The sequence below is a fragment of the Nostoc sp. JL33 genome (assembly GCF_017114985.1).
Taxonomy (GTDB): Bacteria; Cyanobacteriota; Cyanobacteriia; order Cyanobacteriales; family Nostocaceae; genus Nostoc.
The window spans coordinates 1-12,433 of the sequence record NZ_JABXKP010000063.1 but is presented as its reverse complement, the minus strand read 5'-3'; the positions used below and the strand labels follow the sequence as shown (position 1 = coordinate 12,433).

Here is a 12,433-nt window from a genome sequence, read left to right as displayed (position 1 = left end):
CGTTAATATACTCCATCATCCCATACTGTATTGTACTCAAGCAGGAACCGCTATAGTTCATTACTACTTAACTTATAAGTAAAACTTTCAAGATCAGCGAGTTCATAGGCAAATTTTCTTCCATTGTAGAAAGGTTCCGATTCAAAAGTAAAATTGGTCAGTTAATTTAGTGTCAAGATAAAATCATTGTTAGAATCTTCCCCACTAAACGCACCGAAATAGTTACCTAGAAAAGTAAAATAACCATCCGTTTGTACTTCCCGTGCTGAAATTGAAAATGTTGCAGCTAAAGTTGGGTCTGCTTTCATGACACCTAAACTCAGTACAGCTTGTGCTGTACTGACTGCACATCGTTTGAAGATGTTATTAATCATAAAGCCCTCAATATATTGGGATATATTGTGTTTGATTTTACTAAATTTTTAAGTACACATTAACCAAGATTTCTCCAAAAGAATGAGTTAATAGGGGTGAAAAACTGCCGAAGTTTTTATGATATAAGTATTTCAGCAGTTTGAACCCGCGATCACTACCTTTTTACCTTGACGTAAGGCATCTCTAAGTACAGACTGTAGTATCTACCTCAGTAACTCTAGACTGACTCTTAACTTGCTTAATTGTCACCTGTGTCTGATTCAGGTGACTGGCATCATCAACCGTACCGGGAAGCAGGGGTTGACGATCGTCGCGATCGCTCCAGGCTGTTAAATTCAGGTGATTAAAAGGTCTAGCGATGACTGTCAGGGCAATAGTGGTAGTTGCCACAAGGACAAGCAAAATATATCTTCAGCCTGTTTTTTAAGAATTTACTGCGGTAGGAACGCTGCATAACGTGGATTGAGGGCGCAAAATAGAAAACATGACGATTGAATCCAATTCCTCTAATCTACCAACCCCAGAACCAATCCCCGAAAACGATTTGCAACCAGATGACTTTGACGGTAGTGCAACTGAGAAGAACCTAAGCTCAGAAGTACTAGCGACACAACAAGCACTAGCGGCGATCGCATCTTTGCAATCTCCGCAACATACAACTGCTCTCAAACAAGCCCGTTCTGACTTCAAGCAACCCACTAGCAACCAATTCACCGTTAAGCCGAGGGTATTACTGATCATCCTTCTGGCGATCGCTATCACTTTTATCGGCGTTATCCTCAATAACAGGATCATCGGCATTATCGGAACACTGATGACTTTGCTGTTATCCCTAGCGATATTATTGCCTTGGTTGCAAAAAGTTTTAAAGGAGTGGTTTTCACCCCAAGAACGCACGCTGATTGTGGCCTTTTTGGGGCTATTAGTAGCGATCATCGGCTTGATCAGATTCACATCTGTAGGCGATCGCTTGCTGCTTTTAGGACGCCAGATTAACTGGGAAACTGCTGGTAGCCTAGCAGAATGGTTTGGCGCTTTGGGGCAAATTCTCATTGCCATCATCGCCGTTTACGTGGCGTGGCGACAATATGTCATATCCAAAGACTTGACAATTCAGCAAAACCTGCTAACAGTTCAGCAAAATATTATTACCCAGCAACAGACAATTGATTCCTATTTCCAAGGCGTTTCAGACTTAGTATTAGATGAAGAAGGATTATTAGAAGATTGGCCTCAAGAAAGAGCGATCGCGGAAGGACGCACTGCGGCAATTTTGAGTAGTGTCGATAGCAGTGGTAAAGCGAAAATTCTCCGCTTTCTCTCACGTTCCAAGTTGCTGTCACCCCTAAAACGCGATGGCCGATTAGGTCGAGCCATTTTCGACGGGAGTGGCGGATATGCAGAAGACCGCCTGGAAGGTGTGCGTGTCATTGATTTAGGCGTAATGCTAGCGGGAGCAGACCTTTCTGGTACTGATTTGCGTTGGACTGACCTCAGCGAAGCTAATCTTGTCCGCGCTAATCTGGTCGGTTGTGATTTAGTAAAAGCTAACCTCTCCCGCACAATTTTATATAGTGCTAATCTCGGTAGTGCTGACATCAATGGAGTTCGCCTATTTTACGGTACAGTGGACAAAGCATCACCCCGCAGTCGCACTGAACCACCAAATTATGAAACCGGCGAACACACTGGCGCTGTGGTAGAAAATGCCGATTTTACGAATGTGCAACGGATGTCTGAGTCTACACGTTATTACTGTTGTGCTTGGGGTGGCGAAAAAACTAGAGGTACTATTCCTGGTGATTGTGAAGGTATTCCTAATAAGTTGGGAAGATAATTATAAGACTAGATAAAAAATTAGTTAGCCGCATTAAAAATCTGCTGTGCAGTTAAATTTAATTGGGGAAAGATAGGTGATGAAATCGCGGTGTTACCTTGAAACGCTGTCATTTGATATTCACCATCAACTAATTCGCACACAAAAATAGTGGGTTGTTTGGGATTACCGATGAACTTTCTTGCACCCAATGCAGCATAATCAGCAATCCAATATTCGGGAATGCCCATTTCTTCATAATCCCTAAGTTTATTGTAGTAATCATCTCGCCAGTTGGTTGAAACAACTTCGATGACTATTGGAACCGATGCTGCTTGGCTTACTGTTGACTGTTTTTGAAAAAGCGGTTCATTGTCAAGATTATCAAGATTTAGCAGCAACACATCAGGCGAATAAGCCGATTCGGCAGAAGGAGTTTGGATCAATGCAGTTTTGGGTATAGTGTAGGGAAGATTCAGGCGATCAAACTCGACAGTTAGCTTACGGGCTATAAATCCCACAACTTTTTCATGCGAACCGGTTGGAGGCGGCATTTCAATAATTACTCCTTTGTACAATTCATAGCGTTTTCCATCGTTGGGATACCATTCGATAAATTCATTAAAGGTGAGTAATTTGGGCAACGCTTGGGTCATAATTTTACCTCCATATATGTTTTACTTTATCATGCAATAAATGTTGATTAGGATTACAAATATATTAAATGGCTTTATGTAAATTCTTGGGGGTTGCCTAAATTCAATAAACGACTGCCCGAATTCAATAAATGACTGCCCGAATTCAATAAATGACTGCCCGAATTCAATCAACGACTGCCCGAATTCAATATAGGAACTTAGTACACGTCACCCTAAAAGAGGGTCGAAATTTAATTTTTTGTAGGTTGGGTTGAGGAACGAAACCCAACAAGCGCGGAAACGTTGGGTGAGGCTCCGCTTAACCCAACCTACAGTTAGTATTTCTAACGCAAACGCTCCCCTCCCCTTACCAAGGGGAGGGGTTGGGGGTGGGGTGTTAAGGACTTTTGCAAGAAGTCTATTAAACGATAATATCGCTTGCCACTAGTAGTGGTGATCCTGCAAGCTGAATCTCAAAATTAGCCGATAGATTACTATCAGTGTTACCTTGGAGAATATCTTTTGAATAACGAATCTGACCGGGTGCGGTGAATGCGCGAGTCCCAATGTAAGTGAAGGCTTGATCGCCCGCTATATTGGTGTTAGCGTCTATGCCAGATAGATCGATTCTGTCACCGGCTAAGTTACCGTTTCCAACAAAATCTTTGATAATATCCCGTAACAAACCAGGTTGACTATCTGAAACTGAGTCGAACCGGAAAACATCGTTGCCATCAACCCCATAGAGATCATCAGTGCCAGTACCCCCATCAAGAGTATCATTGCCACCAAAGCCAAAGAGAGCATCGTTGCCCTCAAATCCATCGAGGTAATCGTTACCAGCAACGCCATCGGGATCATCCCCATTGAGGAGATCATCGCTACCACCGCCAACGGCTAGATCGTTGCCAGCACCGCCATTGATGATATAGGTGCTAAAAGGATCTTGCCCACTGATAATATCGTCACCGCCAAATCCGTTGATGGTAACTAGATTAGATTCAGGAAGGGAGAACGGATAATCATCAGGTAAAGGGCGAGTGTAGTCAATCAGAGTGTCAGCATCATTAGTACCGTTAATAGTTATAAATGCCATTGATGAGTTTCTCCTGAATTTAGAGGGTAAAAAGTCTATTAAACGATAATATCGCTTGCCACTAGTAGTGGTGATCCTGCAAGCTGAATCTCGAAATTAGCCGATAGATTACTATCAGTATTACCTTGGAGAATATCTTTTGAATAACGGATCTGACCGGGTGCGGTGAATCCGCGACTTCCTATGTAAGTGAAGGCTTGGTCGCCTTTTATGGTGGTGTTAGCGTCTATGCGAGATAGATCGATTCGATCTCCTGCAAAGATACCATTTCCAACAAAGTCATCGATAATATCCCGTGACAAACCAGGTTGACTATCTGAAACTGATTCAAACTGGAAAACATCGTTGCCATCACCCCCATAGAGAGTATCAGTCTCAGCACCCCCTATGAGGGTATCGTTGCCACCAAGGCCAAAGAGAGCATCGTTGCCGTCAAGCCCTGCGAGGTAATCGTTACCAGCAACGCCATCGAAATCATCTCCTATGAGGACATCACCGTAAATACCGCCAACGGCTAGATCGTTGCCAGCACCGCCATTGAGGATATAGGTGCTAAAAATATCAAGCCCGCTCAGAATGTCGTCACCGCCAAATCCGTTAATGTAAACCAGATTAAATTCAGGAAAGGAGAACGGATAATCATCAGGTAAAGGGCGATTGTCGTAAGTCAGACTCTCACCATCATTAGTACCGTTACGAGTTATAGTTGCCATTGATGAGTTTCTCCTTAACTTAGAGGATAAAAAAATTACCTCATCACTTCCCCATCATCAAACGGCGTTGCTGATTAAAAGTATGAATTTGGTTTCCTCCAAAGGTGCAAAGGAAACAGTTTAAAACATGGAGTTTCACACTTTCATTCAGCAACACCGAGAAAATAAGGTGGAGAAATAACGAGTGGGAAGATAGGGCTATTTTATTCTCATCTAGCCCGCCTCAGAATTTATTCTGAGGCTAATAGCAAAAGTCGTCTAAAGACGACTAAGAAAGGCTTTTAGTCCACTTTAGTGGACTTGGGCTATTAGCCCGGAACTTTAGTTCTGGGCGGTTATGTCTAGAACGAAATAGCCGTGGTGGTAAAGAGATAACAGAACCACACCTGATTTGAACAGGTATTTACTATTAACTCTGAATATTTGAGAAGTACTGGATTTATTGATGATATTGACATCAAAATAGTGCTAAAACTTAGTTTATATTGTTTTTGCGTTTTTCCAACATAACCCCCACTAAATAATTATTAAGCAGTTTAAATACTTCTCCCCAGAGAGCGCCACGTATTCCCAAATTTCTAACTCTAGTAACCTGCAACAAATATCTCTTCTGCGGTTAAATTCAGGTCTGGAAATGTTTGGGAGATGAGGCGTTCTGTTCCCCTAAACTGTTGTCCTTGATAAGTTCCATCAACTAACTGATAAATTGTGATTACCGGTTGTTTGGATAAGCCGATGTAGCGTTTGCCTCCTAGCCCTAGATAATCTGCGATCCAATACTCTCCAATACCTAAAGCTTCGTAGTCTTCCACTTTTCGAGCATAGTCATTCTGCCAATTGGTACTAACGACCTCGACGACCAATTTAACAGATTTGCCTAGTGTAATCACTGGCTCAGTTTTCCATAATGGCTCATTCGCCAAAGCCGTCTGATCAAGAATCACAACATCAGGTCTAAAGGCTGAATTTTGACCTAATGGTTTAATCAGGCATTTCATGGGAATAAACCAAGGCAAGTTGAGCAGATCAATTGCTACGTTGAGCTTACGATTAATTAACCTAGCTACCTGTTCATGAAGTCCAGTGGGTTCCAAGTCGATTAGTTCTCCATCGATTAACTGGTAGCGTACATCATCCAGATAGCCAGCAACGAATGCCTCAGAGCTAAGATTACCTGTATTAATAGTGGCTGAGAGCATGGAGATTTGTCCTTCCAGGTTCAGAACTAGAGCAGCAATACTGCTCTTAATTATTTTAACTACCTGTTTTATCTAGGTTCCAGTAATTCTCGCCTTCAGGTAGGGTGAGAATTTCAACGCCATCTTCAGTTACAGCTAAGGTATGCTCACATTGAGCAGAAAGCTGGCGATCGCGCGTGACAGCAGTCCATTTATCGCCCAGAACTTCAACTTCGTAAGTGCCTTCGTTAATCATTGGCTCAATGGTAAAAACCATCCCTGGTCTGAGGCGCTTGCCCTTACCGCGTGTGCCATAGTGGGGAACATCCGGCGCAGTGTGGAAAATGTTACTGATGCCGTGTCCAACGAAATCTCGCACTACAGAAAAGCCTTGGGCTTCAGCATACTCTTGAATGGCTGCACCAATGTCGCCAATGCGTCCCCCTGGTTTAACTTCAGCAATACCCAGGCGCAAACACTCTTCTGTCACCTCTACCAGCTTTCTGGTTTTTGGCGAAGGAGTACCAACAAAAAATGTCTTGGATGTATCGCCGTGATAACCTTCAACAATCGGCGTTACATCAATATTAATGATGTCACCTTCCTTGAGAATTTGCTTGGCGTTGGGAATGCCGTGACAAATTACCTCATTTACACTAGTGCAAATCGACTTGGGATAACCCTTATAGCCAAGGGGTGCGCTTTTTGCTCCATGCGCTTGCGTCCAACGTTCGGCTTCATCATTGAGTTCGAGAGTGCTAACCCCTGGCTTCACGAACGGTTCTAGATGCTGGAGAAGTTTAGCTGCTAAACGCCCAGCTTGACGCATTTTGTCTAATTCTCGTTGGGATAAAATAACAATTAGTTCGGTTTTCATCAACTTTTATCTAAAGAATCTTTCATAAACATAGTTAACCCTGTCTGTGCAGCTCTTTGTGCAGCATCAGCAACCTTTAGGGTATATAAGCTCTCTTCTGGGGTAACGTACAAAGGAGTACCATCAAAAAGATGGTCTAACACCATATTCGTGTCTTTGGTGAACAAACCCCGACGAGGGCCAAGCTCTATAGGTGTTGTTTCCCCTGGCTGAATAAACAATCCTGTGTCGCCATCAAAAATTAAACCACCTTTTTCACCATGAACTTCAAACTTGCGTTCTGATTGCCAAAGACTTTCGCCTTTACCATAGACTACTTGGGCTAAAAGCCCACTTTTAAAGTAGAGTTGACTAGTGCAAAAACAGGTTTGGTAATATTCTGGTTCTATTTCCCAATATCGTTGATGACAGTTAACAGTCAATACTTTACCAAATAAATCCGTGAGACGATGTAGGCGAGACAAGGCACCAATTAACGGAAAACCGAACATCTCGTGGTTATAAGTCCATTTGCGGGGTGCAGGATTCTGGGGATTGATCGTGCTGTAGCGAACATAAAAAACCTCACCAATTTTGGCTAAGTTTTGCTTCAAGGCTTGATGCAAACCACCTAAAAGTTCCAGGTGTTCAACGTGCAGGAGCTTTTGCTGTGCTTTGGCTAAGGTAATCAGTTCTTCAGCTTCGACCACATCCAACGAAAGAGGATACTCTACAATTAGGTGTTTGCCGTTGGTAAGGGCTGCACGAGCGATCGCACCATGATCTCGATTAATAGTGCAAATCACTACTAGGTCTATATCTTCACGCTTTACTAGCTCTTGCCAAGAACTCAACGCTTCAATCTCGTACTCTTTGGCAAAGGTTTCTGTTTTTTCTGCGGTATGACCAACAACTGCAACTAAATGCGATCGCTGATCATGGAGAAATGCCTCAGCCCGAAACTTTGCCGCATACCCAGTACCCACCAAACCTACACGCACTCTTGCTTTCTCCAAAGCTGCTTCTGGATTATACATGATCCTCACTAGTTCTGTTTTTGATCCTGCCAGTTCCCTCAAAGGCGCTAATTTACAAGCGTCTAACCCCAAAAAATCAGGTGATTAAAAAATCTGATTTAACAATTATCATCGCGATCGCCTCTTGTAGAGAAGCGCTGCTGCCTTCGCGGAGAACGCACTTAAATTTACGGAGTTGTTGCGATAATTTTTGGATTACCAACTCAAAGCTTATTTCTCACTGATCATATTGACAAAATCTCTATCTGATCAAATGAAACAGCCCTGCTTTTTAAGGGAAGTTGGGGATCTCTTCTGCATAAGTCCGACAAAATATAGGTGGCATTAATCCTATTCATGTTTTTTCATCCCTAAGATAGTTTTTTCTAATCACAGCCTGACTAGTGCCGGAAATCATATAAATAAAACTTATCAGGATTAAGCAACTAAATTTCATTACTAATCGGGTTCAATTTCCAGTTACATCGTTTAATTTTTCTCGTAGTATCAGAATTGAAGCAAATTTGAACCAGCGGCTAATCCCACAGAAAAGCCGTGACCTTTGCCTAAAGATAACTTATAGTACCGTTTGCAAAAGAGAGGATTAGTCAATGGCAACTTTTAAAGTGACACTAATCAACGAGGCCGAAGGGCTGAACCAAACAATTGACGTTGAGGACGATACCTATATTCTAGACGCTGCCGAAGAAGCTGGTCTTGACCTGCCCTACTCTTGCCGCGCTGGTGCTTGCTCGACCTGTGCAGGTAAGCTCGTAAAGGGTGCCGTTGATCAGAGTGACCAGTCATTCTTAGATGACGATCAAATAGAAGCTGGATATGTACTTACCTGTGTAGCTTACCCAACCTCTGACGTGACAATCGAAACTCATAAAGAAGAAGAACTCTACTAAGAGTTAGTCCCCTCAACAATAAACCTCTTGCAAGAGTTAATCATGTTGACAAAATAGAAGCAGGGCATTTAGGGTCAACACCTTCCCAATGCCGTGTGTACCTCTTAAAGCGACTTTGACAAAAAGCCTAATTTCGTGTCAAGTAGGAACACAAAATTTACTGTGTTCCTGCTTGATTTTTCAAGTGTGTTTAAAGTTTAGTCTCTTTGCTGAGAATTTGAATCTGAGTACCAGGATAATAGAATTGGAGAATTTTTGGACTTGACCAACCTAATTTAGCTAAATTTTGAGCGCCAGTTTGACTCAAGCCAACTCCATGTCCTAATCCACCACCAATAAAAGCGTATCCCCACAGTTCGGGTTTGCCTTTGTTCAGGGGTTGTATGTAAAAAAGCGTACTCTTAGGCGCAGCAAAGGCACTACGAACTTCGTCTTTGTGGAGAATAAAGGTGCTGTGATCGGTTTTAACCGCGAGTTCAAGGATGCGTCCACTCTGGCTTCGCTTCACTACTGCCATAGCCTGAATTGTCTTAAATTTGGCATCGGGACTGTTTTTCACCTGCAAAAATTTCTGCAAGTCCTTGGTAATATCCTTTAAAGGGGTTTCCTTGTGCCAACGAAACATATCCCACTTGCTTTCATTAAATCCTTGTTGGGTATTAATAAATTTTTGGAAATTGTTTTCATCTGCTAAACTCTGCTTAGACAAGTTCCAAAAATTAGTCGCAGCATCCAGTACAGGGCGCAGATAGGGACGATCATCGCCATTCCAGACATCGCTGAAGAAGGCTGTGACGCCACCGGTGGTGGAAGAATACAGGGCGTCTACTAGTTGATTTTTATAAGTTAGTACCTTACCCCTGGTTGAGGCGATCGCCAGGTCTGTTTTGGCGGCGGCTCCATTTAGCCCATAATAAACTTGGCAGTGAGTATCAGCACACAACTGATAGTTATCTGCGGCAAACCTGCGTAAATTTCTCAAGGCATAAGTCCGGGCGAGAATTGCCTGGGCTTCCAGGGCTGCTACTGGTGCATCCGTGCCTATTTCGTAAGGCAAAACCCCACGCAAATAAGTTTCTAAAGGTACTTGGTTAACTAGAGTGTATGTGCCGTAGGCATTTGGCTGCAAATTCAGTCGCCCGGCATAAAGACGAGCAAACTCTTGTTTTTCGCTTTTATTCACCCGAATCAAATTTTTATCAGTGCTAATTTCTAAATCATTCGGGCTGTAGCGCTTGCCATCCACCACCCAACTCACTCGCGGCACTTGTTTCAAAATTTTAGTATCAAGATATACTTTTTCTTTGGTAGAAGCTTGGATGTTCTGCAATAGCAAGCGTCGCAGTAAAGGAGTGCTGTAAACATCTCGTTTTGCCCAAACCTGCCAGCGTTCTGGCTGGGCTATTTCCACTTGCATTCCCTGAGAACGCCATTTGTTAGCACTGTCTTCCGCAGTTTCAAAAGTGCGATATGTGCCCAAAACTACGACTTCTTCGACTGCTGACTGGGGTAAAGCTTGCATGAGAGTTTCCAGCTTTACAGGCTTGTTGGTAAACAGGATTTGCTGCTTGTTGGCCGCAATAAATTTTAGCTTTAAGCGATCGCCTTTTGTGGGTTCTAGTTGCAGCTTGGCTGTGGGTTTATCGCCAAATCGCTGCACAATCCCAATTTTCAGTTCCATACCCTGGCTGTTGCTCTCAGGCCCTGATGCAGCAGTTAGTCCCAATAGACAAAATGTTGTCAGCACAGTGTGGGAAAAACGCCAAAACGAAAATTTCATCGGTACCTGATAGCGTACCCCTACTCTTAAGCAAGCTACGCGCAGGGTCCAGTAGAGAAGCGCGAAGGAGTAATCGTAAAGAGCGCGTCTTCTAGAGAGCGCCTTTTGCCCCTTAATGCGGCGTTGGAGCTGCTGATTTTGCAATTGCTTTGTAGCGCGGTTTTTTTGTCGCATGAGTGCTCCAATGATACCATTACCAGTTTTGCCCAAAAAGTTGCAAAACGAAGTCATAATGACTATGATTTATTTAGAGGCACAAAACAGAACTAGTTGGATAAACTCCTTATGGTTAGAGTCCAAGAAATTCCATTAAATCAGATAAAACGGCCATTGCCCCGTGCAAATGATCCAAATAAAGTGCAAGCTTTAATGGAATCGATTGCGGAGATTGGGCAACAAGAACCTATTGATGTCCTAGAAGTAGATGGACAATATTATGGCTTTTCTGGTTGCCATCGGTATGAAGCTTGCCAGCGTTTAGGCAAAGAAACCGTTTTAGCCAGAGTCCGTAAAGCGCCCCGTAGCGTTTTGAAGATGCACTTAGCATAGAGAGTGGGGAGTGGGGAGTGGGGAGTGGGGGAGATGAGGGGGACAAGGAGAATAACCTACCTATGCCCAATGCCCTGTTTGCCCAATGCCCAATTTCCAACCCCCAATTACATATAACCTAATTAGGAGAAAATTATGTCATCGAAAGTAACAGTCAAAAATGTAAATATCGGCATTGACGAGGCGAGTAGGGCTAAAATTGCCGAGGGTTTATCTCGCTTGTTGGCTGACACTTATACACTGTATCTGAAAACTCATAACTTCCATTGGAATGTGACTGGGCCGATGTTCCAAACGTTGCATTTGATGTTTGAAACCCAGTATACAGAATTAGCCTTAGCAGTTGATTTAATAGCTGAGAGAATCAGAGCGCTTGGCTATCCCGCACCGGGAACCTACAGCGAATATGCCAAACTGAGTTCGATTCTAGAAACTCCCGGAGTTCCGAAAGCTGTGGAAATGATCGGCTTACTAGTGGAAGGGCAAGAAGCCGTAGTCAGAACTGCACGGTCTATTTTCCCTGTGGTAGAGGAAGTTAACGACGAACCTACCGCCGATTTATTGACTCAACGGATGCAAGTACATGAAAAAACAGCTTGGATGTTGAGAAGTTTACTGGAAGAATAGAAATGGGGAATGGGGAATGGGGAATGGGGCATAGGGAATAAGGGATAGAGAAAAAACTCAATCGCCAATGCCCAATGCCCAATGCCCAATGCCCAATGCCCAATGCCCAATGCCCAATGCCCATGCCCAATATTAATTTCACCCAAAAGTTGCAAGATTTAATGCAACAGGTGGGTATTTCTAGTTTTAAAGCGCTGAGTCGCGCTGCTGGCGTCTCAGAGCGTCAACTTTTGCGGTTACGACAAGGAAAGCTAGAGCAGATGCGGGTAGATGTGCTGCTCAAACTTTCGCCAGTGCTACAGATGCCATTGAATGAATTAATCGCAACTTTTTCAACCGTAGAGTTGTTACAACAGAAAGCAGCGCCTACTCAAGAATTATTAGAAGAAATTGCAGATTTAAGAAAAGAGTACCAGCGATCGCAGCTTCAATTAGAACAACAGCGAGAGATATTACTACAAGAACTCCAGCAGTCGAGTTTGCAACTGCTGGAGTCTTTATTATTGCAATGGCCAACAGTAGCACTGAAAGCCCAGGAGAATCCACAGCTAGCAGCAGTCAAAATAATACCCTTGGTGCAGAAACCCATGGAAAAGCTTTTACAGGCGTGGGGAGTGGAAGCGATCGCACCCGTGGGAGCCGAAATACCTTATAAACCACAGTTGCACCAATTGATGGAGGGAACAGCACAACCAGGTGAAATAGTCAAGGTGCGCTACACTGGCTATCTTCAAGGGGAGAAGCTGCTTTACAGAGCTAAAGTCAGTCCTGTTTGAGGGAGTTAAGACCCAAATTTTCGCTTTACCGAAAATTTGGGTCTAAACCCGGATTTCTCACCAAGATTGAAAAAAGAGGGGTCAAAAACTGCCAAAATGTAT

At 43.3% G+C, this 12,433-nt stretch carries 14 protein-coding genes; 5 read left to right on the top strand and 9 right to left on the bottom strand.

Going from position 1 to position 12,433, the window contains the following annotated elements:
- Positions 1-161: 161 nt before the first annotated feature.
- Positions 162-374 carry a hypothetical protein gene (locus tag HWQ23_RS17125; protein ID WP_292830263.1) on the bottom strand — a complete coding sequence of 71 codons (213 nt, stop codon included), beginning with the start codon at positions 372-374 and terminating at the stop codon, positions 162-164.
- 184 nt (positions 375-558) lie between these two features.
- Positions 559-765 (bottom strand): hypothetical protein, encoded by a 207-nt coding sequence (locus tag HWQ23_RS17120; protein ID WP_292830261.1) that lies wholly within the window; start codon positions 763-765, stop codon positions 559-561.
- 94 nt (positions 766-859) lie between these two features.
- Between HWQ23_RS17120 and HWQ23_RS17115 the strand changes: the two genes are divergently transcribed.
- Positions 860-2,212, top strand: coding sequence for a pentapeptide repeat-containing protein (locus HWQ23_RS17115; RefSeq protein WP_292830259.1), 1,353 nt, complete (start codon positions 860-862; stop codon positions 2,210-2,212).
- A 20-nt stretch (positions 2,213-2,232) separates the two neighbouring features.
- Here the strand turns inward: HWQ23_RS17115 and HWQ23_RS17110 are convergent, their stop codons facing one another.
- The 6 genes from HWQ23_RS17110 to HWQ23_RS17085 all read right to left on the bottom strand — a co-directional run bounded on the left by HWQ23_RS17110 (position 2,233) and on the right by HWQ23_RS17085 (position 7,709).
- Entirely contained in the window at positions 2,233-2,847 is a 615-nt protein-coding gene (locus HWQ23_RS17110; protein WP_292830257.1) for a Uma2 family endonuclease, read from the bottom strand.
- 403 nt (positions 2,848-3,250) lie between these two features.
- Positions 3,251-3,925, bottom strand: a complete 675-nt coding sequence (locus HWQ23_RS17105) for a calcium-binding protein (protein WP_292830255.1) — start codon at positions 3,923-3,925, stop codon at positions 3,251-3,253.
- Between the two features lie 38 nt (positions 3,926-3,963).
- Complete coding sequence (locus HWQ23_RS17100; protein ID WP_292830253.1) at positions 3,964-4,638, bottom strand: M10 family metallopeptidase C-terminal domain-containing protein; 675 nt, start codon at positions 4,636-4,638, stop codon at positions 3,964-3,966.
- A 584-nt stretch (positions 4,639-5,222) separates the two neighbouring features.
- Positions 5,223-5,837, bottom strand: a complete 615-nt coding sequence (locus HWQ23_RS17095) for a Uma2 family endonuclease (protein WP_292830251.1) — start codon at positions 5,835-5,837, stop codon at positions 5,223-5,225.
- 55 nt (positions 5,838-5,892) lie between these two features.
- Positions 5,893-6,693, bottom strand: a complete 801-nt coding sequence (gene map, locus HWQ23_RS17090; RefSeq protein ID WP_292830249.1) for a type I methionyl aminopeptidase — start codon at positions 6,691-6,693, stop codon at positions 5,893-5,895.
- Positions 6,693-7,709 (bottom strand): Gfo/Idh/MocA family protein, encoded by a 1,017-nt coding sequence (locus HWQ23_RS17085; RefSeq protein WP_292830247.1) that lies wholly within the window; start codon positions 7,707-7,709, stop codon positions 6,693-6,695. The genes map and HWQ23_RS17085 overlap by 1 nt, the downstream gene beginning before the upstream one ends.
- Positions 7,710-8,299: 590 nt before the next feature.
- On the opposite strand from HWQ23_RS17085, the gene HWQ23_RS17080 reads away from it, so the two are divergent.
- Positions 8,300-8,599: a ferredoxin gene (locus tag HWQ23_RS17080; RefSeq protein ID WP_292830245.1), complete on the top strand. Its 300-nt coding sequence runs from the start codon at positions 8,300-8,302 to the stop codon at positions 8,597-8,599.
- 190 nt (positions 8,600-8,789) lie between these two features.
- Here the strand turns inward: HWQ23_RS17080 and HWQ23_RS17075 are convergent, their stop codons facing one another.
- The gene (locus HWQ23_RS17075) at positions 8,790-10,379 is read right to left on the bottom strand and encodes a SpoIID/LytB domain-containing protein (RefSeq protein WP_292830267.1); all 1,590 of its coding nucleotides are present in this window, start codon (positions 10,377-10,379) and stop codon (positions 8,790-8,792) included.
- Positions 10,380-10,664: 285 nt separating this feature from the next.
- On the opposite strand from HWQ23_RS17075, the gene HWQ23_RS17070 reads away from it, so the two are divergent.
- From HWQ23_RS17070 to grpE, 3 genes are all read left to right on the top strand, one after another.
- Positions 10,665-10,928 carry a ParB N-terminal domain-containing protein gene (locus HWQ23_RS17070; RefSeq protein WP_012410090.1) on the top strand — a complete coding sequence of 88 codons (264 nt, stop codon included), beginning with the start codon at positions 10,665-10,667 and terminating at the stop codon, positions 10,926-10,928.
- Positions 10,929-11,063: 135 nt separating this feature from the next.
- Positions 11,064-11,555, top strand: coding sequence for a Dps family protein (locus HWQ23_RS17065; protein ID WP_292830243.1), 492 nt, complete (start codon positions 11,064-11,066; stop codon positions 11,553-11,555).
- 122 nt (positions 11,556-11,677) lie between these two features.
- Entirely contained in the window at positions 11,678-12,331 is a 654-nt protein-coding gene (gene grpE, locus HWQ23_RS17060; RefSeq protein ID WP_292830265.1) for a nucleotide exchange factor GrpE, read from the top strand.
- The last annotated feature ends 102 nt before the right edge of the window (positions 12,332-12,433 follow it).

What these genes read in the sequence shown, in the direction of transcription:
- HWQ23_RS17115 (WP_292830259.1), top strand. Translation starts at nt 860, where the DNA reads ATGACGATTGAATCCAATTCCTCTAATCTACCAACCCCAGAACCAATC.
- HWQ23_RS17070 (WP_012410090.1), top strand. Translation starts at nt 10,665, where the DNA reads ATGGTTAGAGTCCAAGAAATTCCATTAAATCAGATAAAACGGCCATTG.
- map (WP_292830249.1), bottom strand. Translation starts at nt 6,693, where the DNA reads ATGAAAACCGAACTAATTGTTATTTTATCCCAACGAGAATTAGACAAA.
- HWQ23_RS17080 (WP_292830245.1), top strand. Translation starts at nt 8,300, where the DNA reads ATGGCAACTTTTAAAGTGACACTAATCAACGAGGCCGAAGGGCTGAAC.
- grpE (WP_292830265.1), top strand. Translation starts at nt 11,678, where the DNA reads ATGCCCAATATTAATTTCACCCAAAAGTTGCAAGATTTAATGCAACAG.
- HWQ23_RS17085 (WP_292830247.1), bottom strand. Translation starts at nt 7,709, where the DNA reads ATGTATAATCCAGAAGCAGCTTTGGAGAAAGCAAGAGTGCGTGTAGGT.
- HWQ23_RS17125 (WP_292830263.1), bottom strand. Translation starts at nt 374, where the DNA reads ATGATTAATAACATCTTCAAACGATGTGCAGTCAGTACAGCACAAGCT.
- HWQ23_RS17075 (WP_292830267.1), bottom strand. Translation starts at nt 10,379, where the DNA reads ATGAAATTTTCGTTTTGGCGTTTTTCCCACACTGTGCTGACAACATTT.
- HWQ23_RS17100 (WP_292830253.1), bottom strand. Translation starts at nt 4,638, where the DNA reads ATGGCAACTATAACTCGTAACGGTACTAATGATGGTGAGAGTCTGACT.
- HWQ23_RS17065 (WP_292830243.1), top strand. Translation starts at nt 11,064, where the DNA reads ATGTCATCGAAAGTAACAGTCAAAAATGTAAATATCGGCATTGACGAG.
- HWQ23_RS17105 (WP_292830255.1), bottom strand. Translation starts at nt 3,925, where the DNA reads ATGGCATTTATAACTATTAACGGTACTAATGATGCTGACACTCTGATT.
- HWQ23_RS17095 (WP_292830251.1), bottom strand. Translation starts at nt 5,837, where the DNA reads ATGCTCTCAGCCACTATTAATACAGGTAATCTTAGCTCTGAGGCATTC.
- HWQ23_RS17110 (WP_292830257.1), bottom strand. Translation starts at nt 2,847, where the DNA reads ATGACCCAAGCGTTGCCCAAATTACTCACCTTTAATGAATTTATCGAA.